Below are 19,128 nucleotides of genomic sequence, written 5' to 3'. Positions count from 1 at the left end.
GGGGCTCGGGGGGGCCGGGGGGGGGGGGCTTGGGTCCCGCGTATAACACGGGGGGGGGGGCGGGGCGCCGCGCGCGCCCCCCGGGCCCCTCCGGTGCGGGTGCTCAGCGCCTGCGGCGCGCCCTGCGCAGTTCGCTCACCAGCAGCGCGATGCCGCCGCCGATCAGCACCAGCCAGAGCAGGCCGCCCTCGGTGACCAGGCCGATCGGCAACACCGCGCCGGCCATCAGCACGATCGCCAGGACGACGAAGAAGAGTCCCGGGACCAGGGCGGTGAGGTCGACGCCGCGGCGCTCGGGCCGGGGCGGGTCCTCGATCTCCAGCGGGGTGACGATCTGCCAGTCCCTCAGCTGCTGTTCCTGCCAGGCGGTCGGGGTCGTCGGGAACTCGCTGTAGTCAGGCACGACGCACCTCCACGTCGCCGATGCCGGCGTCGATGGTCAGTTCGATCTCGGGGTCACCGTCACCGGTCCAGGCCGCGGAGCCGGTGCCGCGGGAGAAGCCGCCGTCGGAGTCCAGGTCGAGGACGTCGACCTCGCCGACGCCGCTGCTGACGTCGACCTGGACGTCGGCCGACCGGGGCACGAGCACCTCGACGTCACCCATGCCGCCGTCGATCCGCGTGGTGACGGGGCCGTCGAGCCGGGACAGGTCGATGTCGGTCAGGTCCAGCGTCGTGTTGCCGAGCCCCTGGTCGTAGACCGGTCGGACGGCGGCCGCATCGGCCGGGCGGTAGGTGCGGTCCCCCATGCCGTCCTCGACGGCCCGCCACGGCTCCGCGGCGACCGCGACCAGCGCCACCGACAGCAGCACGCCGAGCGTGATGAGCCCGCCCCTGGCCGTCCGCCCGCCGGAGAAGGCGGCGGCGACCAGGCCGAGGCCGACGACCAGCAGTCCGGTGCCCAGGACGATCCGGGGGCCGACGTCCCAGTCGGTGAGCCGGGTGATCAGGACCAGCGAGCCGACGACGATGAGCAGGCCGGCCAGGGTCAGCCCGGGTACCGGCGACCGCGGCCCGGTGACGCGGGGGGCGCGGGCGACGGAGTCCCCGGGCGGGCCGCTCGGCATGAGCAGCCACAGCAGCAGGTAGACCGGGATGCCGGGGCCGGCGAGAGCCAGCGCCACCAGGCCGACCCGCCACAGCAGCGCGTCGATGCCGCTGTACTCGGCCAGGCCGCCGGCGACGCCGCCGATGACCTTGTCGCTGCGACTGCGCCGCAGCGGCGGCCGCACCGGGAGCCCGGGCGGCGTGGGATACGCGGCCGCCGGCGGGTCCGCCGACGGGGGAGCGGGAGGCGGTGCGGAAGTCATGGCACAGACCCTGCTCGCGGCCGGGGCCCCGGTCCATCAGGGAACGCCCCCATCCGACCCGGGTCCACCACCCCGGGTGGTTCCTGGTGTCGGGGCGGGCTCCGCCGGTGCGACGATCGACACCGTGACGACGACCCTGCCCGTGCCCGCGCGGCCGCCCCTGGTGCGGCCGCGCTCGGGGCGCCTGCTGGCCGGCGTCGCCGCGGGGACGGCGGTGCACCTGCGCGCCGACCCGCTCGTCGTCCGTGTGGCCTTCGTCGTCCTCGCCGCGACCGGCATCGGCGTCGTGGCCTACGCGCTGCTGTGGTTCTTCATGCCGGTCGCCGACGCCGACGCCCCGCCGGTCGTGGACGAGGCGACTCTGGAACCGAGTCGCCGGCAGACGCTGGGCCTGGGCCTGCTCGGCCTCGGCGCACTGGTCCTGGTGACCCAGATGGGGAGCTGGGGCGGCGGCAACCTGGTGCTGCCGCTGCTGCTGGTCGGCGTCGGGCTGACCGTCATCTGGCGCCAGCTGGACACCGACCGCACGCTGTCCCGCCCCGGCGTGCGCTGGCTGCTCGCCGGTGGGGTGCTCCTCGGCATCGCCGGCGTGGTGCTGCTGCTGGTCACCACCGGGCAGCTGGCCAACGCCCGCAACGGCTTCGCCGCGACCCTGGTCATCCTGGCCGGCGTCGCCCTGGCCACCGCGCCGCTGTGGCGCCGGCTGCTGGCCTCCCGCGAGGCCGAGCGCACCGCCCGCGTGCGCTCCGAGGAGCGGGCCGCCGTCGCCGCGCACCTGCACGACTCGGTGCTGCAGACCCTCGCGCTCATCCAGCGGCACGCCGACGACCCGACGGCGGTCTCCCGGCTGGCCCGCAGCCAGGAGCGCGAGCTGCGCACCTGGCTGTACGAGCCGGCGGCGGCCGTGGGCGGCGGCACGTGGGCGGCGCTGGTCTCCGGGATGGTCGCCGAGGTGGAGGCCGACCACGCGCTGACCGTCGAGTCGGTCGTCGTCGGTGACGCGCCGCTGGACGATGCGCTCACCGCTCTCGGCGCGGCCACCCGCGAGGCGCTGGTCAACGCCGCCAAGCACTCGGGGGCCACCGTGGCCGACCTCTACACCGAGGTGACGCCGCAGCGGGTCGAGGTCTTCGTCCGTGACCGCGGTGCGGGGTTCGACCCGGCCGCCGTGCCGGGCGACCGGCGGGGGCTGCGCGACTCGGTGACCGGCCGGCTGACCCGCCTGGGCGGGACGGCGACGGTGCGCTCGGCACCGGGGGAGGGGACCGAGGTGGAGCTGTGCCTCCCCCGCCAGGAGGTGGCCGCGTGACCACCCCCGTGTCCCCGGGCGAGTCCGGTCCCCCGACCGTCTTCCTCGTCGACGACCACGCGATGGTGCGCTCGGGCGTCCGCGCGGAGCTCGGTGGTGCGGTCGACGTCGTCGGTGAGGCCGCTGACGTCGCCGGCGCCGTCGAGGGGATCCGGGCCACGGTGCCCGACGTCGTCCTGCTCGACGTGCACCTCCCCGGCGGTGGGGGACGCTCGGTGCTCGAGACGCTGCGGGCCGAGCTGCCGTCGGTGCGCTGGCTGGCGCTGTCGGTGTCCGACGCCGCCGAGGACGTCATCGCCGTCATCCGCGCCGGCGCCCGCGGGTACGTCACCAAGACCATCTCCGGGCCCGACCTGCGCGACGCCGTCACCCGCGTCGCCGACGGGGACGTCGTGTTCAGCCCCCGGCTGGCCGGGTTCGTGCTCGACGCCTTCGCCGCGACGACGCCGTCCGCACCGCAACCCGAGGACCCGGCCACCGACCCCGGCCTGGACCTGCTCAGCGCCCGTGAGCGGGAGGTCATGCAGCTGCTGGCCCGCGGCTACACCTACCGGGAGATCGGCTCGCGGCTGTTCATCTCGGTGAAGACGGTGGAGTCGCACGCGTCCAACGTGCTGCGCAAGCTGCAGCTGTCCAACCGCAACGAGCTCACCCGCTGGGCCGCCACCAACCGGTTGCTCTGACTGACGGCTGCGCGGAGGAGGACCCTCCCACGGCTGGGACAGGTCCTTCTCCGCGCAACCGCCCTCCGGTCAGGCCGTGTGGACGACCTGGAAGGCCTCGCCGAGCCGGCCCGGGGGCAGGCCCAGGCGGCGGCCGTTCTGGCGCATCCAGTCGGTGACGAACTGCTCCAGGTCGGCCATGTGGCCGACCTGGCTGACGTGGCTCTTGAGCGCGGCGAACTTCAGCTCGACGACGTCGGTCACGTCGACGACGTGGTCGGTGCGCGGGCTGGCGGTCAACCAGACCTCCGGCACCGTCCACGCCTCGAGGCCCTCGTCGGCGAGCAGCTCGGGGAAGGCGAAGGGGTTGCGGGCGTCGGGGTAGACCGCGCGCAGCGTGGACTCGCCCACGGTCATGTGGTCGGGGTGGCTGGCGCCAATCCGGTCCCACATCCGCTCCGGGGAGCTGGTCAGCACCCGCTGCGGGCGCACCTGGCGGATCACCCGGCTGATGTCGCGGCGCAGGTCGAGGGTCAGCTCGAGCCGCCCGTCGGGGTAGCCGAGGAAGCGGACGTCGGTGACGCCGACCGCCTTGGCCGCCGCCTCCTGCTCGGCCCGCCGCAGCGGCCCCATCTGGTGGCGGGGGGTGTCGTCGAAACCGCCGGCGTCCCCATCGGTGACGATCAGGTAGGTGACCTCGGTACCGTCCGCCGTCCAGGTGGCCACGGTGCCGGCGCTGCCGAAGTCGACGTCGTCGGGGTGGGCGAGCACGCACAGCGCGCGCTCGACGTGGGCGGCGGGCCGGGACTGCGGGGAGGTCACCCGCGGGAGCCTAGATAAGGGACCAGCCTCCCCCACGCCGCGCAGGCTCGGCGCGGGCCCTGAAGGTGGCCCTCACCTCCGCAGGCCGGTGAGCTTCTCCGGGTTGCGGACGACCAGCACCTGCTCGACGAGCCCGTCCACGACGACCAGGGAGGCCGCCAGGAACGGCCGCCCGTCCTGCCGGACGACGAGGCCGGGCAACCCGTTGACGTCGGCGATCCGGATCTCCAACCCCGGTTCGGCGAGGCCGGTCGCGGTGGTGGCGAGGAGGAAGCGGGCCACCTTCTCCGCGCCCCGGATCGGCCGCAGCGCCGCCTTGGCCCGGCCCCCGCCGTCGGTGACGAGGACTGCGTCGGGAGCCAGCGCGGCCAGCAGCGCCTCGACGTCCCCTCCGGCGCAGGCCGCGAAGAACCGCTCGGTCACCTCGCGCTGGGCGCGCCGGTCGGTACCGAACCGGGGACGGCGGGCCTCGACGTGCGACCGGGCCCGGCGCGCCACCTGCCGGACGGCGGCCTCCGAGCGGCCGAGGACGCCGGCGACCTCCGCGTGCGACATCCCGAACACCTCGCGCAGGACGAAGACCGCCCGCTCGACCGGCGAGAGGGTCTCCAGGACCACGAGCAGTGCCAGCGACACCTGCTCGCCGACCTCCGCGGCGTCGGCCGGGTCGGGGTCCGCAGCAGGGGCGGCGTCCAGCAGCGGCTCGGGCAGCCACGGCCCGACGTAGCTCTCCCGCCTGCTCCGGGCGGAGTCGAGCCGGTCCAGCGCCAGCCGGGAGGTGATCCGCACGAGGTAGGCCCGCGGGTCGGCGACGTCGGACCGGTCGGCCGCCGACCACCGCAGCCACGCGTCCTGGACGACGTCCTCGGCGTCGGCGACGCTGCCCAGCAGCTGGTAGGCGACGGTGAACAGCAGCCGCCGGTGGCGGTAGAAGGGGGTCAGGACGTCGGTCATGCCGTCGCCGGGAGCTCGCAGCGGTCCCGAAAGCCCTGGCTGGTCAGCCCGAGCGCGCTGTTGAACCGCGACCGGACGTTCTCCACGGCCACCATCATGGTGAGCTCTACTAGCTGTGCGTCGTCCAGCTCGCGTCGCAGGCCGGCCACCATCTCGTCGGTGACGGCGGCCGGGGTCGCGGTCGCCGCCTCGGCGTAGGCCATCACCCGCCGCTCCAGGTCGGTGAAGACGTCGCTGTCCCGCCACCGCGGCACGGCGCGGAGCTTCTCTGGGTCCACACCCTCCTGGCTGCTGATCCAGTAGCCGAAGTCGACGCACCAGGAGCAGCCGATCGAGACGGCGGAGGCCATGACGGCGAGGGACTTCAGCGTCCGGTCCAGCCGGTTCCAGCGGGCGAGCGAGGTCTCGAAGCGGACGTCGGTGAGCAGGACCCGCGGGTGGTGCGCCATGGCGGCGAGCGGGTCGGGCACGACGCCGTAGGTCCGGCGCGCGTACCACTCGGCGAGGCGGTACAGGCGGGTGCGGGGCGGGTCGAGCGGGATGCGGGCCATGGTCGTCGTCCTCTCCGTGGGGTGCTGCACATGGAGACGGGACGACGCGCCCGGATGTGACATGCCGCCGGGACGGGTCCGTGGCACCTTCCGCGGCGGGGCCCGCGGTCGCATGCTGGCCCCGCTCGGTGCCGCCCGGTGGACCCGTCGGCGGCACACCCGCGTGGGGGGAGGGGGCATGGACGCCGCGCTGTCCCGGGCCCTGGCACGCGTCGCCGACGGGCTGGCGGCGATGGCGGCCGGGAACCCCGGCCCCTACACGGCCTGCTGGGCCGACTCCGCCGACGTGACGCTGCTCGGCGCCTGGGGCCCGATCGACAAGGGGCACCACGCCGTCGCGCGGACCTTCGAGTGGGTCGGCAGCCGGTTCAGCGACGGAGAGCTCGTGCCGCGGTACGAGGTGGTCGAGGTCAGTGGCGACCTCGCCTACACGGTCGGCTCCGAGCAGGGGACGGTGCGCGTGGACGGCGGCGAGCCGCGGCCCATGAGCCTCCGGGTGACGCACGTCTACAAGCGGATCGAGGACGACTGGTGGCTGGTGCACCGCCACGCCGACTTCCCGCCGCCCGACCAGCGCCGCGGGTGAGGTGGTGGAACGGCCACCCTGCAGGTACCCGCTGACCCCGTGCAGGGTCCCGCCGCGAGCTCGCGAGTGGCGGGGAGCGGGGGTCCTCTTCCGAGGTGTGGGGGAAGGGTGGTCCTCCCTCAGAGGCGGCCGCGGCCCTGGCGCAGCAGCATCATCCCCAGCGCGGCGCCGTCCCGGCCCAGCGCGGTCTGGAAGCGGGCGAGCACCTGCTGCTCGCGGGAGAGGGACAGCCGGGTGCCGCCGGCGGCACGGCGCAGCTCGCCGATCTCCTGCGACACGGCCAGCCGGCGCTGCACCAGCGCGATGATCTCGGCGTCGCAGTCGTCGATCTGCCCGCGCAGCTCGGCGATGCGCTCGTCGGCGGTCACGGTGCTGGGGAGCGTGGCGGTCATCGGGTCCTCCGGGGCGGGGCGGTGGCCGTCGGACCCCGGGAAAGAGAAACGCCCCGGGCTCCTCGGGCCCGGGGCGTCTGTTGCGGCGGTTGCTCAGCCAGCGGTGACGGACACCGGATCCCGGTGGCCGTAGTAAAAGCTGACGGTGGCGAGCAGCACGTCGGCGAGTGTGCCACACCCCCGACGGCGGTGGCCAGCGGGACGCCTGGGGACGGCGGTCCGCGACGGCGGGCCGCGTCCCCCGGTCGAACTACAGTGGTGTGGTCATGAGCAGCGTCCAGCAGGCCCTCCCGGGCACCGCGTCCCTCCAGCGTTCCGCGTCCGGTCAGGTGGGGCGGGAGCTGGACCGCATGCTCGCCGGCCTCAACGGGCCGCAGCGGCAGGCCGTCGTCCACGAGGGCAGCCCGCTGCTCATCGTCGCCGGCGCCGGCTCGGGCAAGACCCGGGTGCTGACGCACCGGGTCGCCTACCTGCTCGGCGCCCGCGGCGTGCAGCCCGGCGAGGTCCTGGCGATCACCTTCACCAACAAGGCCGCCGGGGAGATGAAGGAGCGGGTCGCCGCGCTCGTGGGCCCGCGCGCCCGGGCGATGTGGGTGTCGACGTTCCACTCGATGTGCGTGCGCATCCTGCGCGCCGAGGCTGCCAAGCTCGGCCTGAAGTCGTCGTTCACGATCTACGACCAGGGCGACTCGGTGCGGCTCATGACCATGGTCGCCCGCGACCTGGACCTCGACGCCAAGCGCTACCCCGGCCGCAGCCTCGCCGCCCAGGTGTCCAACCTGAAGAACGAGCTCATCGACGAGGAGAGCTACGTCCCCGGGACGGCGCCGGAGAAGGTGCTCGCCGAGGCCTACACGCTCTACCAGCGGCGGCTGCGCGAGGCGCACGCCATGGACTTCGACGACCTGATCATGACGACGGTGCACCTGCTGCAGGCGTTCCCGGACGTCGCCGAGCACTACCGCCGCCGCTTCCGGCACGTGCTGGTCGACGAGTACCAGGACACGAACCACGCGCAGTACGTGCTGGTCCGTGAGCTGGTCGGCACGGGGGAGGGGCCGGTGCCGCCGGCCGAGCTGTGCGTGGTCGGTGACGCCGACCAGTCGATCTACGCCTTCCGCGGCGCGACGATCCGCAACATCGACGAGTTCGAGCGTGACTACCCGCAGGCCACGACGATCCTGCTGGAGCAGAACTACCGCTCCACGCAGCGCATCCTCAAGGCGGCCAACCAGGTCATCTCGAAGAACACCGGCCGCCGTCCCAAGAGCCTGTGGACCGACGCGGGCGACGGCGAGCTGATCGAGGGCTACGTCGCCGAGAACGAGCACGACGAGGCCGCGTGGGTCGCCGAGCAGATCGACGCGCTGGTCGACGAGGGGAAGGCCAAGCCGAAGGACATCGCGGTCTTCTACCGGACGAACAACGCCTCCCGGGTGTTCGAGGAGGTGTTCATCCGCGTCGGCATGCCCTACAAGGTCGTCGGCGGGGTGCGCTTCTACGAGCGCAAGGAGGTCCGCGACGCGCTGGCCTACCTCAAGCTGGTCGCCAACCCGGCCGACGTCGTCAGCCTGCGCCGGATCATCAACGTGCCCAAGCGGGGGATCGGCGAGAAGGCCGAGTCCTGCATCGAGAGCTTCGCCGACCGGGAGCGGATCGCGTTCGGGTCGGCGCTGCGCCGCTGTTCCGAGGTGCACACCCTGGCGCCGCGGTCGCTCAAGGCGATCCAGGAGTTCGTCGCGCTGCTGGAGGAGTTCGAGCAGCTGGTCGAGACCGGATCGGGGCCGGCCGCGCTGCTGGAGAGCATCCTCGACCGCACCGGCTACCTCGCCGAGCTGCAGGCCAGCACCGACCCGCAGGACGAGGGCCGCGTCGACAACCTCAACGAGCTCATCTCGGTGGCCGCGGAGTTCGAGGCGGCCAACCCCGGGGGCTCGGTCACCGACTTCCTGGAGCAGGTGTCGCTCGTCGCCGACGCCGACCAGATCCCCGTCGCGGGGGACGAGGCCGGCGTCGTCACGATGATGACCCTGCACACGGCCAAGGGCCTGGAGTTCCCGGTCGTCTTCGTCACCGGCATGGAGGACGGCGTCTTCCCGCACCTGCGCGCCCTGGGCGACCCGCGGGAGCTGGAGGAGGAGCGCCGGCTGGCCTACGTCGGCATCACGCGGGCGCAGCAGCGGCTGTTCATCTCCCGGGCGACGGTGCGCACCAGCTGGGGGCAGCCGGCCTACAACCCGCCGTCCCGCTTCCTCGACGAGCTGCCCCCCGACACCGTGCACTGGGCCGGCAAGGAGCCCACCCCGGCGCCGAGCACCGGATACCGCTCCGCGCAGCAGCGGGTGGCGGCCACCGGGCTGTCCACCGGCGGGCTGCGCGGCGGCGCGGGCAACCGGGCGGTCATCTCCGTCGAGGTCGGCGACCGGGTCAGCCACGACGCGTTCGGTCTCGGCACCGTCGTCGAGGTCAACGGGATCGGGGACAAGGCGCAGGCGACGGTCGACTTCGGTTCCGGCGGCACCAAGAGGCTGGTCCTGCGCTACGCGCCCTTGGTCAAGCTGTAGGCCCCCGCTCGGCGAGCTCTGCCAGCGGTGTGCTGATCGGTTGACGGTTCGTGCCCGCGCAGCGGCGAGATCGGCGGTCCCGCACGGTTCCCGGCCTCGAAGCGTGCGACATCGCCGAACTCGCCCGTCGACCTACCCCGACCACCCCGAGAACCGCTCCGGTGCCGCCGTCCCGCGCTGTCCGCGCGGGACCCGGTCAGGCGCCGACGTAGGCCGCGAGGTGCTCGCCGGTGAGGGTGGAGCGGGCGGCGACGAGGTCGGCGGGGGTGCCCTCGAAGACGACCCGGCCGCCGTCGTGGCCGGCACCGGGACCCAGGTCGATCATCCAGTCGGCGTGCGCCATGACCGCCTGGTGGTGCTCGATGACGACCACCGACTTCCCTGAGTCGACGAGCCGGTCGAGCAGGCCGAGCAGCTGCTCGACGTCGGCGAGGTGCAGGCCGGTGGTGGGCTCGTCGAGGACGTAGACGTCGCCCTTCTCGGCCATCTGGGCGGCCAGCTTGAGCCGCTGCCGCTCGCCGCCGGACAGCGTGGTGAGCGGCTGGCCCAGGGTGAGGTAGCCGAGCCCGACGTCGGCGAGCCGGCGGAGGATCGTGTGCGCGGCGGGCGTGCGCGCCTCGCCGTCGTCGAAGAACTCCTGGGCCTGCATCACCGACATCGCGAGCACCTCGGCGATGTCGCGGCCACCCAGCGTGTACTCCAGCACCGCCGCCTGGAACCGCTTCCCCTCGCACTCCTCGCAGGTGGACTCGACGGTGGCCATGACACCGAGGTCGGTGAAGATGACGCCGACGCCGTTGCAGGTGGGGCACGCGCCCTCGGAGTTGGCGCTGAACAGGGCCGGCTTCACGCCGTTGGCCTTGGCGAACGCCTTGCGGATCGGGTCGAGCAGCCCGGTGTACGTCGCCGGGTTGCTCCGCCGCGAGCCGCGGATCGCGCCCTGGTCGACCACGACCACGCCGTCGCGGGGTGCGACCGAGCCGTGGACCAGCGAGCTCTTCCCCGAGCCGGCCACGCCGGTGATGACCACCAGCAGGCCGAGTGGGATGTCGACGTCGACGTCCTGCAGGTTGTGCGTGCCGGCGCCGCGGACCTCCAACGCCCCGGACGGCGCCCGCACCGACGGCTTCAGCGCGGCCCGGTCGTCCAGGTGCCGCCCGGTCAGCGTGCCGCTGGTCCGCAGCCCAGCCACGGTGCCCTCGAACACCACCGCGCCGCCCTCGGTACCGGCGCGGGGGCCGAGGTCGACGACGTGGTCGGCGATCGCGATGGCCTCGGGCTTGTGCTCGACGACGAGCACCGTGTTGCCCTTGTCGCGCAGTCGCAGCAGCAGGGCGTTCATCCGCTGGATGTCGTGGGGGTGCAGGCCGATCGTCGGCTCGTCGAACACGTAGGTGACGTCGGTGAGCGACGAGCCGAGGTGGCGGATCATCTTGGTGCGCTGCGCCTCGCCCCCCGAGAGGGTGCCCGCCGGCCGGTCGAGGGAGAGGTAGCCCAGCCCGATGTCGGCGAAGGAGTCGAGGAGGTGCTGGAGCCCGGCGAGCAGCGGGGCGACAGACGGCTCGTCGAGGGCCCGGATCCAGCCGGCGAGGTCGCTGATCTGCATCGCGCAGAGGTCGGCGATGTTCTCCCCCCGGATCTTCGAGGACAGGGCCTCCCGGGTCAGCCGGGTCCCGTCGCACTCGGGGCAGGTCGTGAACGTCACCGCCCGCTCGACGAAGCGCCGGACGTGCGGCTGCAACGCGTCGAGGTCCTTGGACAGCATCGACTTCTGGATCCGCGGGATGACGCCCTCGTAGGTGAGGTTGACGCCCTCGACCTTGATCTTGGTCGGCTCCTCGTGGAGGAGGGTGCGCAGCTCCTTCGTGCTGAACCGACCGATCGGCTTGTCCAGGTCCAGCCCGACGCCCTGGAAGAGCCGGCCGTACCACCCGTCCATGCTGTAGCCGGGGACGGTGAGGGCGCCCTCGTTCAGGGACTTCGACTCGTCGTACAGCGCGGTGAGGTCGATGTCGTTGGTCGACCCCATACCCTCGCAGCGCGGGCACATCCCGCCGAGCCGGGTGAAGGTCGCCTTCTCGGTCTTGGTCTTCGCCCCGCGCTCGACGGTGATCGCACCGCTGGCCCGCACCGAGGGCAGGTTGAACGAGTACGCGTTGGGCGAGCCGAGGTGCGGCTTCCCGAGCCGGCTGAAGAGGATGCGCAGCATCGCGTTGGCGTCGGTCGCGGTGCCGACGGTGGAGCGGGGGTTGGCGCCCATCCGCTCCTGGTCGACGATGATCGCCGTCGTCAGGCCCTCGAGCAGGTCGACCTCGGGCCGCGCCAGCGTCGGCATGAAGCCCTGCACGAAGGCGCTGTAGGTCTCGTTGATCAGCCGCTGCGACTCCGCGGCGATGGTGTCGAAGACCAGCGAGCTCTTGCCCGAGCCGGAGACCCCGGTGAACACCGTCAGCCGGCGCTTCGGGATCTCGATGCTGACGTCCTTGAGGTTGTTCTCGCGGGCGCCGTGCACGCGGATCCGGTCGTGGCTGTCGGCAGGGTGCGGCGCGGCGGAGTGCGTGTCCGTCGTCGTGGCCGTGCTCATCGCGTCTCCATCCGTCGGGCGGCGTCGCCGCGGGCCGTCTCCGGCGCGGTCGCGGCAACGGTCCGCTGTCTACCGGAAGGGGGTGACGGTCGAGGAGACGTGACGCCCGTCCGGTGCGTACTCGCCGGCGCAGCGGCTCCGGCAGCAGGTGCCGCCGGAGGACGACGGATCAGATGACGACGCCGCGCTCGGCGAGGAACTCCTGGGGGTCGATCGGGCGCCCGCTCATGCCACCGCGGTGGATCTGGTAGTGCAGGTGTGGACCGGTGGACTGGCCCTCGTTGCCGATCTTCGCGATCTGGTCGCCGGCGTGCACGAGGTCGCCGGCCTCGACGTCGTAGTAGCGCATGTGGCCGTAGACGTGCACGTTGCCGTCCTCGTCCTGGATGTAGACGGCGTTGCCGTACCCGGAGGCGCGGCCGGCGCGGATGACGACGCCGTCGGTGGCCGAGTGGATCGGCGTGCCCAGCGGCCCGGCCAGGTCGAGGCCGTAGTGCATGGTGCCCCAGCGCATGCAGAAGCAGGTGGTGAGCCGGCCCTGCGTGGGCAGCACGGTCTTCGGCTCGCGGGCGGCGCGGGACGCGGCCAGCTCACCGAGCCGGGCCTGCGCCTCGGCCTCGGTGATGCCGCGGCGGACGCCGGCGTCCTCCATGTCGCCGCTGAACCCGATCTCGGAGGTGACGCCCAGGCCGTAGTCGGCCGCGCTGCCCGACAGCCCGGCGGAGTCGGTGTCCAGCGTGCTGGGCACGGCGGCCACGACGGCGCCGGCGACGAGCGCGGCGAGCCACACCGGACCGCGCCGGCCCGGCGGGCGGGGCAGGCGGCGCGGGTGGCGGGGGGACTCCTCGTGGGCGGCCTCGGGGTCAGGGGTCTGCGTGGCCGGGGTCTCGGCGGCCGGGGCCTCGTCGGTGGGGAGGGCGGCGAGGACGGCGACGGCATCGACGTCGGGCCTCCGGTCGGTGCGCGATCGCTCCAGCAGCGCGGGGCCGGTCGAGCGGGTCACGGGGCACCTTCTTCGGGAGCGGTTCCCGGGCGGGTTCCGCGAGGGCGGCCCGTCGGGGGGAGCGACGACGTCCGCCGGTGGGTACCGGCGCCGTGATCGGACCGTAACGATCAGTCAGGCCGGCGATCGTCAGCGACACGGAGCGGTCGACTCGTCTGCTCCGCGTGGGGCTCCTGGGACGGGAGTGGCGGCGGAGCGGCACACCACCGCCCGTGGCACCGGACGGGTGGGGCAGGTGGGACGCGTGGGGCGGCCCTCCTGCAGGGCCCCGCCGCGCGCCTGCGAGTGGTGGGGGGCAGGAGGGTCCTTCTTCAGGCGACGGCGGCCGACGACGGGACGTCCACGTGCGGCCGCCGGTGGCCGGCGAGGGTCCTGGCCACCTCGTCGAGCACGCTGCGGTGGAAGGGCAGCGACATGTGGCCGACCCCGCGGACCAGCACGTTGCGGGCCTGCAGGTCGGGGTGGTCGCACCGCCCGGCGCTGGTCGGGACGACGACCTGGTCCAGGTCGCTGTAGATCGCGGTCACCGGCGTGCGAACGCCCGGGGCGGGCTGGGCCAGCTCCTGCAGCACGGGGGAACCCGGCCGCAGCTGGCGCACCAGCGGGGTGGGCAGCAGGTGCGCGAGGACCGACCCCTGGTGCGGCGATCCGAGGGTCACGAGGGACTCGACGTGCCGGTCACCGCCCTGGCGCTGCACGTGGTAGCGGGCGAGCAGGCCGCCCAGGCTGTGCCCCACGACGTGCACCCGCTCGTACCCGGTCCGCTCGCAGATGCGGTCCAGGTGCCGGCCGAGGTCCGCGGCGCCGCGCGCCACGTCGGACAGCAGCGGGCTGTAGTTCCACGAGCAGACGGAGGTGAACCCACGGCGGCGCAGGCTGCGCCGCATCACCGCGAAGATCGAGTGGTTGTCGATGAGACCGTGCACGAGGACGACGGGGACGCGTGCGGCCAGCGGGTCGCCGGCGAACAGGGCGCGCACCGCGGGCGGCTGCTCACCGGGACGGCACCGGGGATCGGGCCGCAGCTGCTCGGCCCGGGTGCCCAACGGGTACATCAGCATGTGAGCCCCGACGAGGGCCAGTTCGGTGATGCCCCCGGTCAGCGCGGCACGCGTCATCAGCGAGCGCACGGGGTGCCGTGGCGCTCCCGGCCCCACCGCGCCGGTGTGCGACGCTGGATCGGACTCCGGGTCGCTGAGTGGGTGCATCGTTCCTCCCGGTGCGAACCGCTGACCAGGCTGGTCCCCCGGGGTTGGAGGCCTGCCTGTTATGCCCGGTTCACCTGACGGTAAAGCTGCCGTGTGGTGGTCGTCACACCGACGCCACGGGCCGAGGCCGGTTCGTGACCGAGACGAAGGGGGAACCGTGGTCGCCGGCGACGGCTCCACCCACGATCGTGCGACCAGGCCAGGAGGAGGGACGGCGCGTCCGTCGGCCCGACGCGACGGCGCCCGCCGCCCGTCCGAGCCGGCTCCCGCGGTGCCGGCCGACGGGCTCGTGGTCGGCGACACCCCGCTCGCCGCGCGCCTGGCCGGGCTGCTGCTCGTCCTCGCCGGGGTGGCCGGTGCGGTCGGCCTCTTCCCCACCTACCTCGTGGTCGGCGGCACGGAGGTCTCGCAGTCCGCCGGAGCGGGGAGCGTGCTCGCCGGCCTGCTGGGCCCGCTGACCGCCGGCGCGGTCGGCGGGGGACTCGCGGCCGGCCGGGTGCCCCGTTTCGGCCTCGCCTACGCTGCGGTCGGCGGCACGCTGTCCCTCGGGCTGCTGCTGATCGAGCTCTACCGGGCCAGCACCTCCACCGTCCGGCCCGGCATCGAGGTGATCGCCGGGCAGCGGGTGCTCACCAGCTCCGTCGAGGCCGGGCCCGGCTGGGTGCTCGGCGTCGTCGCCCTCGGGCTCACCGTCCTGGCCGGCGCCGTCGCCATGGCCGCCTGGGGGCGCACCGTCATGGACGACGCCGGCACGCTCGACCCGGCCCGGCCGGCGCTCGCCGGGGCCGCGGCGCTGCTGGGGGTGGGCGCGGTGCTCTGCCTGGTGCTGCCCGCCGCCGACGTCCCCGACCGGATCGTCACCGACCCGACGACCGGCCTGCAGGTGGTCGTCGAGCAGGACGGCCCGCAGGGGCTCCTCGAGCGGCCCGGCCTGGCACTGCTGGGTGGCCTGCTGCTGGCCGGCGCCGTCGTCCTGTGCTCGGTGCTGGCCCCGTCACTGCGGCCCCGGCTCGCCACGGTCGGCGCCCTGCTCGCCATCGCCGTCGCCGTCCTGGCCGCCGGACTCACCGGCCTGCGCGACGCCGCGGTTTCCGACGAGCTGGAGTGGACGCTGCCCGGCGCCGGACTGCTGCTCACCGGCGTCGGCTACGTCGTCCTCACGGTGCTGGCCTGGCGGCTGCGCCGCAGCACCGGCCGGTGACCACGCCCGGCGGGGAGCGCATCCGCGTCGTCGTGGCCGGCCCGGAGGGCGACGGCGAGGACCGCGCGACCGCAACCGTGGCCCGCGGGCTGCGTGACGCCGGCATGGAGGTCGTCCACGCCGGCCGGCCCTCCCCGGACGCGCTCGCCGACACCGTCGTCCAGGAGGACGCCGACGCCGTCGGCCTGGCGGCGCTCCCCGCCGGCGCGGCGGCGCTGGTCGCTCGGCTGACCGCCCTGCTCGCAGAGCGCGGCGCCGAGGACGTCGTCGTCTTCGCGTGCGGGACCGACGCCGGGCTGCCCGGCCCGGTCCGGGTCTTCCCGCCCGGCGGCCCGCCGGAGGAGATCGCCGGGTGGCTGCGCAGGTGGATCAGCGGGTGACGGGGAGCGCCATGTCCTGCACCCCGGCGGCCGTCTCGGGAACGAGCGTCGTGGTCACCCCCGCCGTGAGCAGGGCGGTCGTGAGGACGGTGGCGGATCGCCGCACGGTCGCGGCTCCCCGGCGCCGGGGCGGTGCCGGTGCGGGCGTCCTGTGATGCCGCCCACCCCTCCAACGCCGGTGCGCACCCGCCGTTCCGCGGGGGATACGGTGCCTGTTCGTGGATCTCTTCGAGTACCAGGCCCGTGACCTGTTGGCCTCGCACGGTGTCCCCGTGCTGCCCGGCGGCGTCGCCGAGACCCCCGAGCAGGCCGAGGCGATCGCGCGGGAGATCGCCGCTCCCGTCGTCGTCAAGGCGCAGGTGAAGACCGGTGGCCGTGGCAAGGCCGGCGGCGTCAAGCTCGCCGACGATGCCGAGGGCGCCCGGGCGCGCGCCCAGGACATCCTCGGCCTGGACATCAAGGGCCACATCACCCACCGCGTGATGGTCGCCCAGGCCAGTGACATCGCCGAGGAGTACTACTTCTCCTACCTGCTCGACCGTGCCAACCGCACCTTCCTGGCGATGGCCAGCGTCGAGGGCGGCATGGAGATCGAGCAGCTCGCGGTCGAGCGCCCCGAGGCCCTGGCCCGCATCCCCGTCGACGCCACGACCGGCGTCGACACCGCCAAGGCCACCGAGATCGTCGACGCCGCCGGCTTCCCCGCCGCGGTGCGCGACCAGGTGATCGCCATCGCCGTCCAGCTGTGGGAGGTCTTCGCCCAGGAGGACGCCACCCTGGTCGAGGTCAACCCGTTGGCCAAGGCGCCCGACGGCACCGTGCTCGCGCTCGACGCGAAGGTGACCCTCGACGAGAACGCCCGCTTCCGGCACCCGCAGCACGAGGAGCTCGAGGACTCCGCCTCGGCCGACCCGCTGGAGGCGGCGGCCAAGGAGAAGGACCTCAACTACGTCAAGCTCGAGGGCCAGGTCGGCATCATCGGCAACGGCGCCGGGCTGGTCATGAGCACGCTGGACGTCGTGGCCTACGCCGGTGAGGAGTTCGGCGGCGTCAAGCCGGCCAACTTCCTCGACATCGGTGGTGGTGCCTCGGCCGAGGTCATGGCCAACGGGCTGCACATCATCCTGTCCGACCCCGCCGTGAAGAGCGTCTTCGTCAACGTCTTCGGCGGGATCACCGCCTGTGACGCGGTCGCCAACGGCATCGTGCACGCGCTGCAGCTGCTCGGCGACGAGGCGACCAAGCCGCTGGTCGTCCGGCTCGACGGCAACAACGTGGAGGAGGGCCGGCGGATCCTCGCCGAGGCCAACCACCCGCTGGTGACCCTGGTGGACACGATGGACGGCGCCGCCCGCCGGGCCGCCGAGCTCGCCGCCGCCTAAGACCACGGCCTGCCTGCAGGGCCCCGCCGCGAGCGTGCGAGCGGTGGGAGGCAGGGAGGTCCTTACTCAGACAGGACTCCAGACAGATGTCGATCTTCCTCAACGAGAACAGCAAGGTCATCGTCCAGGGCATGACCGGCTCCGAGGGGCGCAAGCACACCCAGCGCATGCTCGCCTCGGGGACGGCGATCGTCGGCGGCGTGAACCCGAAGAAGGCCGGCCAGAGCGTCGACTTCGAGGGCGCCAGCGTCCCGGTGTTCGGCAACGTGGCCGAGGCGATGAAGGAGACCGGCGCCGACGTCAGCGTCATCTTCGTCCCGCCGGCCGGCGCGAAGAACGCCGTCATCGAGGCCGTCGACGCCCAGATCGGGCTCGCCGTCGTCATCACCGAGGGCATCCCGGTGCACGACTCGACCTACTTCTGGGCGCACGCCCAGGGTGGCTCGACGCGCATCGTCGGCCCCAACTGCCCCGGCCTGATCAGCCCCGGGCGCTCCAACGCCGGCATCATCCCGGCCAACATCACCAAGCAGGGCAGGATCGGGCTGGTCAGCAAGTCCGGCACGCTGACCTACCAGATGATGTACGAGCTCCGGGACATCGGCTTCTCCACCTGCGTCGGCATCGGTGGCGACCCGGTCATCGGCACCACCCACATCGACTGCCTGCAGGCCTTCCAGGACGACCCGGAGACCGAGGCCATCGTCATGATCGGTGAGATCGGTGGCGACGCCGAGGAGCGGGCCGCGGACTTCATCAAGGCCAACGTCACCAAGCCGGTGGTCGGCTACGTCGCCGGCTTCACGGCACCCGAGGGCAAGACGATGGGTCACGCCGGGGCCATCGTCTCCGGCTCGGCCGGCACCGCGCAGGCGAAGCAGGAGGCCCTCGAGGCCGCCGGCGTCCGCGTGGGCAAGACCCCGTCGGAGACGGCCCGCCTGATGCGGGAGGTCGTCGGCGCCTGACGGAGGACCACCCTTCCCTCGCCCTGGAGGGTGGCCGTTCCAGCACGTCACCCGCTGCCCGGTGGCCCCGCACGGGGCCGCCGGGCAGCAGCGTGTGCGGCGCGGGCCGGCGTCCGCACGGAGGATGATGGGCACGCCGCGGTGGCACGCCCTGCGGGCGGTGTCCACGATCCGCGCAGTCCCCCGTCACGACCGAGGAGCGCCCCGCGATGACCAGTCAGCCGCCGCAGCCGCCGGGCGGGTACGCGGAGCCGCCGGGCGAGGGCGGGGACGGGCGTCGTCCGGACGGCGGTCAGCCGGCGGGGCAGCCCCGGCCGGGCTCCGGTCAGCCGTCCCACGGGGCGCAGTACCCGCAGCCGCCCTACGGCTACCCGCAGTACGGCTACCCGCAGTACGGCTACCCGCAGTACGGGCAGCCCTCCGGAGCGGCCCCGTACGGTCAGCCGTCGCCGTACGGTCAGCCGGGCTACGGCCAGCCCGGCTACGGCCCGCCGTACCCGCAGTACCACGGGCAGCCGGCGTACGGACAGCAGCCGTGGGCCCCGCCGGGCCACGGGCAGCCGCAGTACGGCCACCAGCCGGTCGGTCGCGGCCCGCAGGTCGGCACCGATCGCAGGCGGCCGGACCGCGGCGACCTCCTGGTCGCCGTCTGCGCCGCGGCGTTCCTGCTGTTCGCCGCCCTCCCGTGGTTCAGCTTCGACTTCGGGTTCGGCTTCGCCGAGTCGATCAACGGCTTCGACTTCGGGCTGGTCACGACCGCCGCCGTGCTCCTGGTCGTCGCCGCGGCGTGGGCGCTGCTGCCCGCCGTCGTGGAACTGGACCCGCCGTTCCCGCGCGGCTTCGTCACCGTGGGCCTGACCGGTCTGGCGTGCCTGCTGACCCTCGTCGAGTGGCTGACCACCTTCGAGGGCGGCTTCAGCGTCTTCGCGCTGCTGACCGTCCTCGCCGCGGCCGCGGCCCTCACCGTCGCCGTCCTCACGCTGCTGCGTCAGCTGCGCACCCAGCCGGCTGCGTCCGCCGGCGGCACCCCCTGGCCGTCCCCTCCGCAGTCCGCCCAGCCGTGGCAGCCCCCCGCGTACGGGCAGCACCAGCCGCCGGCCTCGGAGCAGTTCGCTCCGCCGCCGTCCGAGGGCGACCGCGACACCCGCCGGCCCGGCGGTTCCACCGCTTCCGGCGCCGGGACCGACCCGACCGCGTAGCGCTCCTCACTTCGTCCCGGATCGCCGGGCGCGGGGTCCGGCGATCCCGGCCCGGC

General features: G+C 74.0%; 18 protein-coding genes. 9 read left to right on the top strand and 9 right to left on the bottom strand.

The genetic code is table 11. The features are described from left to right. Positions 1 to 103: 103 nt before the first annotated feature. Positions 104 to 403 carry a hypothetical protein gene (locus ACI78Z_RS19625; protein WP_457038225.1) on the bottom strand — a complete coding sequence of 100 codons (300 nt, stop codon included), beginning with the start codon at positions 401 to 403 and terminating at the stop codon, positions 104 to 106. Then, the gene (locus ACI78Z_RS19620) at positions 396 to 1,310 is read right to left on the bottom strand and encodes a PspC domain-containing protein (protein WP_457038224.1); all 915 of its coding nucleotides are present in this window, start codon (positions 1,308 to 1,310) and stop codon (positions 396 to 398) included. The genes ACI78Z_RS19625 and ACI78Z_RS19620 overlap by 8 nt, the downstream gene beginning before the upstream one ends. Before the next feature lie 124 nt (positions 1,311 to 1,434). On the opposite strand from ACI78Z_RS19620, the gene ACI78Z_RS19615 reads away from it, so the two are divergent. Continuing rightward, positions 1,435 to 2,619, top strand: a complete 1,185-nt coding sequence (locus tag ACI78Z_RS19615) for an ATP-binding protein (RefSeq protein ID WP_457038223.1) — start codon at positions 1,435 to 1,437, stop codon at positions 2,617 to 2,619. After that, positions 2,616 to 3,302 carry a response regulator gene (locus ACI78Z_RS19610; RefSeq protein WP_457038222.1) on the top strand — a complete coding sequence of 229 codons (687 nt, stop codon included), beginning with the start codon at positions 2,616 to 2,618 and terminating at the stop codon, positions 3,300 to 3,302. Before ACI78Z_RS19615 ends, ACI78Z_RS19610 begins: the two co-directional genes overlap by 4 nt. Before the next feature lie 69 nt (positions 3,303 to 3,371). Here ACI78Z_RS19610 and ACI78Z_RS19605 read toward each other — a convergent pair whose 3' ends face one another. The 3 genes from ACI78Z_RS19605 to ACI78Z_RS19595 all read right to left on the bottom strand — a co-directional run bounded on the left by ACI78Z_RS19605 (position 3,372) and on the right by ACI78Z_RS19595 (position 5,608). Beyond that, a complete protein-coding gene (locus ACI78Z_RS19605; protein WP_457038221.1) occupies positions 3,372 to 4,103 on the bottom strand; it encodes a PIG-L deacetylase family protein in 732 nt (243 codons plus the stop codon). Positions 4,104 to 4,175: 72 nt separating this feature from the next. Beyond that, positions 4,176 to 5,057 carry an RNA polymerase sigma-70 factor gene (locus tag ACI78Z_RS19600; protein WP_457038220.1) on the bottom strand — a complete coding sequence of 294 codons (882 nt, stop codon included), beginning with the start codon at positions 5,055 to 5,057 and terminating at the stop codon, positions 4,176 to 4,178. Beyond that, positions 5,054 to 5,608, bottom strand: coding sequence for a carboxymuconolactone decarboxylase family protein (locus ACI78Z_RS19595; RefSeq protein ID WP_457038219.1), 555 nt, complete (start codon positions 5,606 to 5,608; stop codon positions 5,054 to 5,056). The genes ACI78Z_RS19600 and ACI78Z_RS19595 overlap by 4 nt, the downstream gene beginning before the upstream one ends. A gap of 178 nt (positions 5,609 to 5,786) precedes the next feature. On the opposite strand from ACI78Z_RS19595, the gene ACI78Z_RS19590 reads away from it, so the two are divergent. Further along, positions 5,787 to 6,194, top strand: a complete 408-nt coding sequence (locus tag ACI78Z_RS19590; RefSeq protein WP_457038218.1) for a YybH family protein — start codon at positions 5,787 to 5,789, stop codon at positions 6,192 to 6,194. 119 nt (positions 6,195 to 6,313) lie between these two features. Here ACI78Z_RS19590 and ACI78Z_RS19585 read toward each other — a convergent pair whose 3' ends face one another. Beyond that, positions 6,314 to 6,586, bottom strand: a complete 273-nt coding sequence (locus ACI78Z_RS19585) for a chorismate mutase (protein WP_457038217.1) — start codon at positions 6,584 to 6,586, stop codon at positions 6,314 to 6,316. 266 nt (positions 6,587 to 6,852) lie between these two features. On the opposite strand from ACI78Z_RS19585, the gene pcrA reads away from it, so the two are divergent. Continuing rightward, the gene (gene pcrA / locus ACI78Z_RS19580) at positions 6,853 to 9,150 is read left to right on the top strand and encodes a DNA helicase PcrA (RefSeq protein ID WP_457038216.1); all 2,298 of its coding nucleotides are present in this window, start codon (positions 6,853 to 6,855) and stop codon (positions 9,148 to 9,150) included. A 196-nt stretch (positions 9,151 to 9,346) separates the two neighbouring features. Here pcrA and ACI78Z_RS19575 read toward each other — a convergent pair whose 3' ends face one another. The 3 genes from ACI78Z_RS19575 to ACI78Z_RS19565 form a co-directional block, all read right to left on the bottom strand. Further along, positions 9,347 to 11,734 carry an ATP-binding cassette domain-containing protein gene (locus tag ACI78Z_RS19575; protein ID WP_457038215.1) on the bottom strand — a complete coding sequence of 796 codons (2,388 nt, stop codon included), beginning with the start codon at positions 11,732 to 11,734 and terminating at the stop codon, positions 9,347 to 9,349. A 169-nt stretch (positions 11,735 to 11,903) separates the two neighbouring features. Next, on the bottom strand, positions 11,904 to 12,737 hold the full coding sequence (locus ACI78Z_RS19570; protein ID WP_457038214.1) for a M23 family metallopeptidase: 834 nt from the start codon (positions 12,735 to 12,737) through the stop codon (positions 11,904 to 11,906). Positions 12,738 to 13,048: 311 nt separating this feature from the next. After that, positions 13,049 to 13,945, bottom strand: a complete 897-nt coding sequence (locus ACI78Z_RS19565) for an esterase/lipase family protein (protein ID WP_457038213.1) — start codon at positions 13,943 to 13,945, stop codon at positions 13,049 to 13,051. Between the two features lie 271 nt (positions 13,946 to 14,216). Here ACI78Z_RS19565 and ACI78Z_RS19560 point away from each other — a divergent pair, with 271 nt between their 5' ends. The 5 genes from ACI78Z_RS19560 (at position 14,217) to ACI78Z_RS19540 (ending at position 19,072) form a co-directional block, all read left to right on the top strand. Further along, positions 14,217 to 15,146 (top strand): hypothetical protein, encoded by a 930-nt coding sequence (locus ACI78Z_RS19560; RefSeq protein ID WP_457038212.1) that lies wholly within the window; start codon positions 14,217 to 14,219, stop codon positions 15,144 to 15,146. Next, complete coding sequence (locus ACI78Z_RS19555) at positions 15,143 to 15,526, top strand: cobalamin-dependent protein (protein WP_457038211.1); 384 nt, start codon at positions 15,143 to 15,145, stop codon at positions 15,524 to 15,526. The genes ACI78Z_RS19560 and ACI78Z_RS19555 overlap by 4 nt, the downstream gene beginning before the upstream one ends. A gap of 218 nt (positions 15,527 to 15,744) precedes the next feature. Next, positions 15,745 to 16,908, top strand: a complete 1,164-nt coding sequence (gene sucC, locus ACI78Z_RS19550; protein ID WP_457038210.1) for an ADP-forming succinate--CoA ligase subunit beta — start codon at positions 15,745 to 15,747, stop codon at positions 16,906 to 16,908. Between the two features lie 86 nt (positions 16,909 to 16,994). Further along, positions 16,995 to 17,873: a succinate--CoA ligase subunit alpha gene (gene sucD, locus ACI78Z_RS19545; protein ID WP_457038209.1), complete on the top strand. Its 879-nt coding sequence runs from the start codon at positions 16,995 to 16,997 to the stop codon at positions 17,871 to 17,873. 209 nt (positions 17,874 to 18,082) lie between these two features. Next, positions 18,083 to 19,072 (top strand): hypothetical protein, encoded by a 990-nt coding sequence (locus tag ACI78Z_RS19540; protein ID WP_457038208.1) that lies wholly within the window; start codon positions 18,083 to 18,085, stop codon positions 19,070 to 19,072. Positions 19,073 to 19,128: the final 56 nt, after the last annotated feature.

The organism is Geodermatophilus sp. SYSU D01176 (assembly GCF_054050015.1).
The sequence above is the reverse complement of the archived record's forward strand: the minus strand, read 5'-3'. Positions and strand labels throughout refer to the sequence as shown.

Coding starts and splice junctions, on each gene's coding strand:
- ACI78Z_RS19620 (WP_457038224.1), bottom strand. CDS start 1,310: ATGACTTCCGCACCGCCTCCCGCTCCCCCGTCGGCGGACCCGCCGGCG.
- ACI78Z_RS19600 (WP_457038220.1), bottom strand. CDS start 5,057: ATGACCGACGTCCTGACCCCCTTCTACCGCCACCGGCGGCTGCTGTTC.
- ACI78Z_RS19595 (WP_457038219.1), bottom strand. CDS start 5,608: ATGGCCCGCATCCCGCTCGACCCGCCCCGCACCCGCCTGTACCGCCTC.
- ACI78Z_RS19590 (WP_457038218.1), top strand. CDS start 5,787: ATGGACGCCGCGCTGTCCCGGGCCCTGGCACGCGTCGCCGACGGGCTG.
- ACI78Z_RS19585 (WP_457038217.1), bottom strand. CDS start 6,586: ATGACCGCCACGCTCCCCAGCACCGTGACCGCCGACGAGCGCATCGCC.
- pcrA (WP_457038216.1), top strand. CDS start 6,853: ATGAGCAGCGTCCAGCAGGCCCTCCCGGGCACCGCGTCCCTCCAGCGT.
- ACI78Z_RS19575 (WP_457038215.1), bottom strand. CDS start 11,734: ATGAGCACGGCCACGACGACGGACACGCACTCCGCCGCGCCGCACCCT.
- ACI78Z_RS19565 (WP_457038213.1), bottom strand. CDS start 13,945: ATGCACCCACTCAGCGACCCGGAGTCCGATCCAGCGTCGCACACCGGC.
- sucD (WP_457038209.1), top strand. CDS start 16,995: ATGTCGATCTTCCTCAACGAGAACAGCAAGGTCATCGTCCAGGGCATG.
- ACI78Z_RS19540 (WP_457038208.1), top strand. CDS start 18,083: ATGACCAGTCAGCCGCCGCAGCCGCCGGGCGGGTACGCGGAGCCGCCG.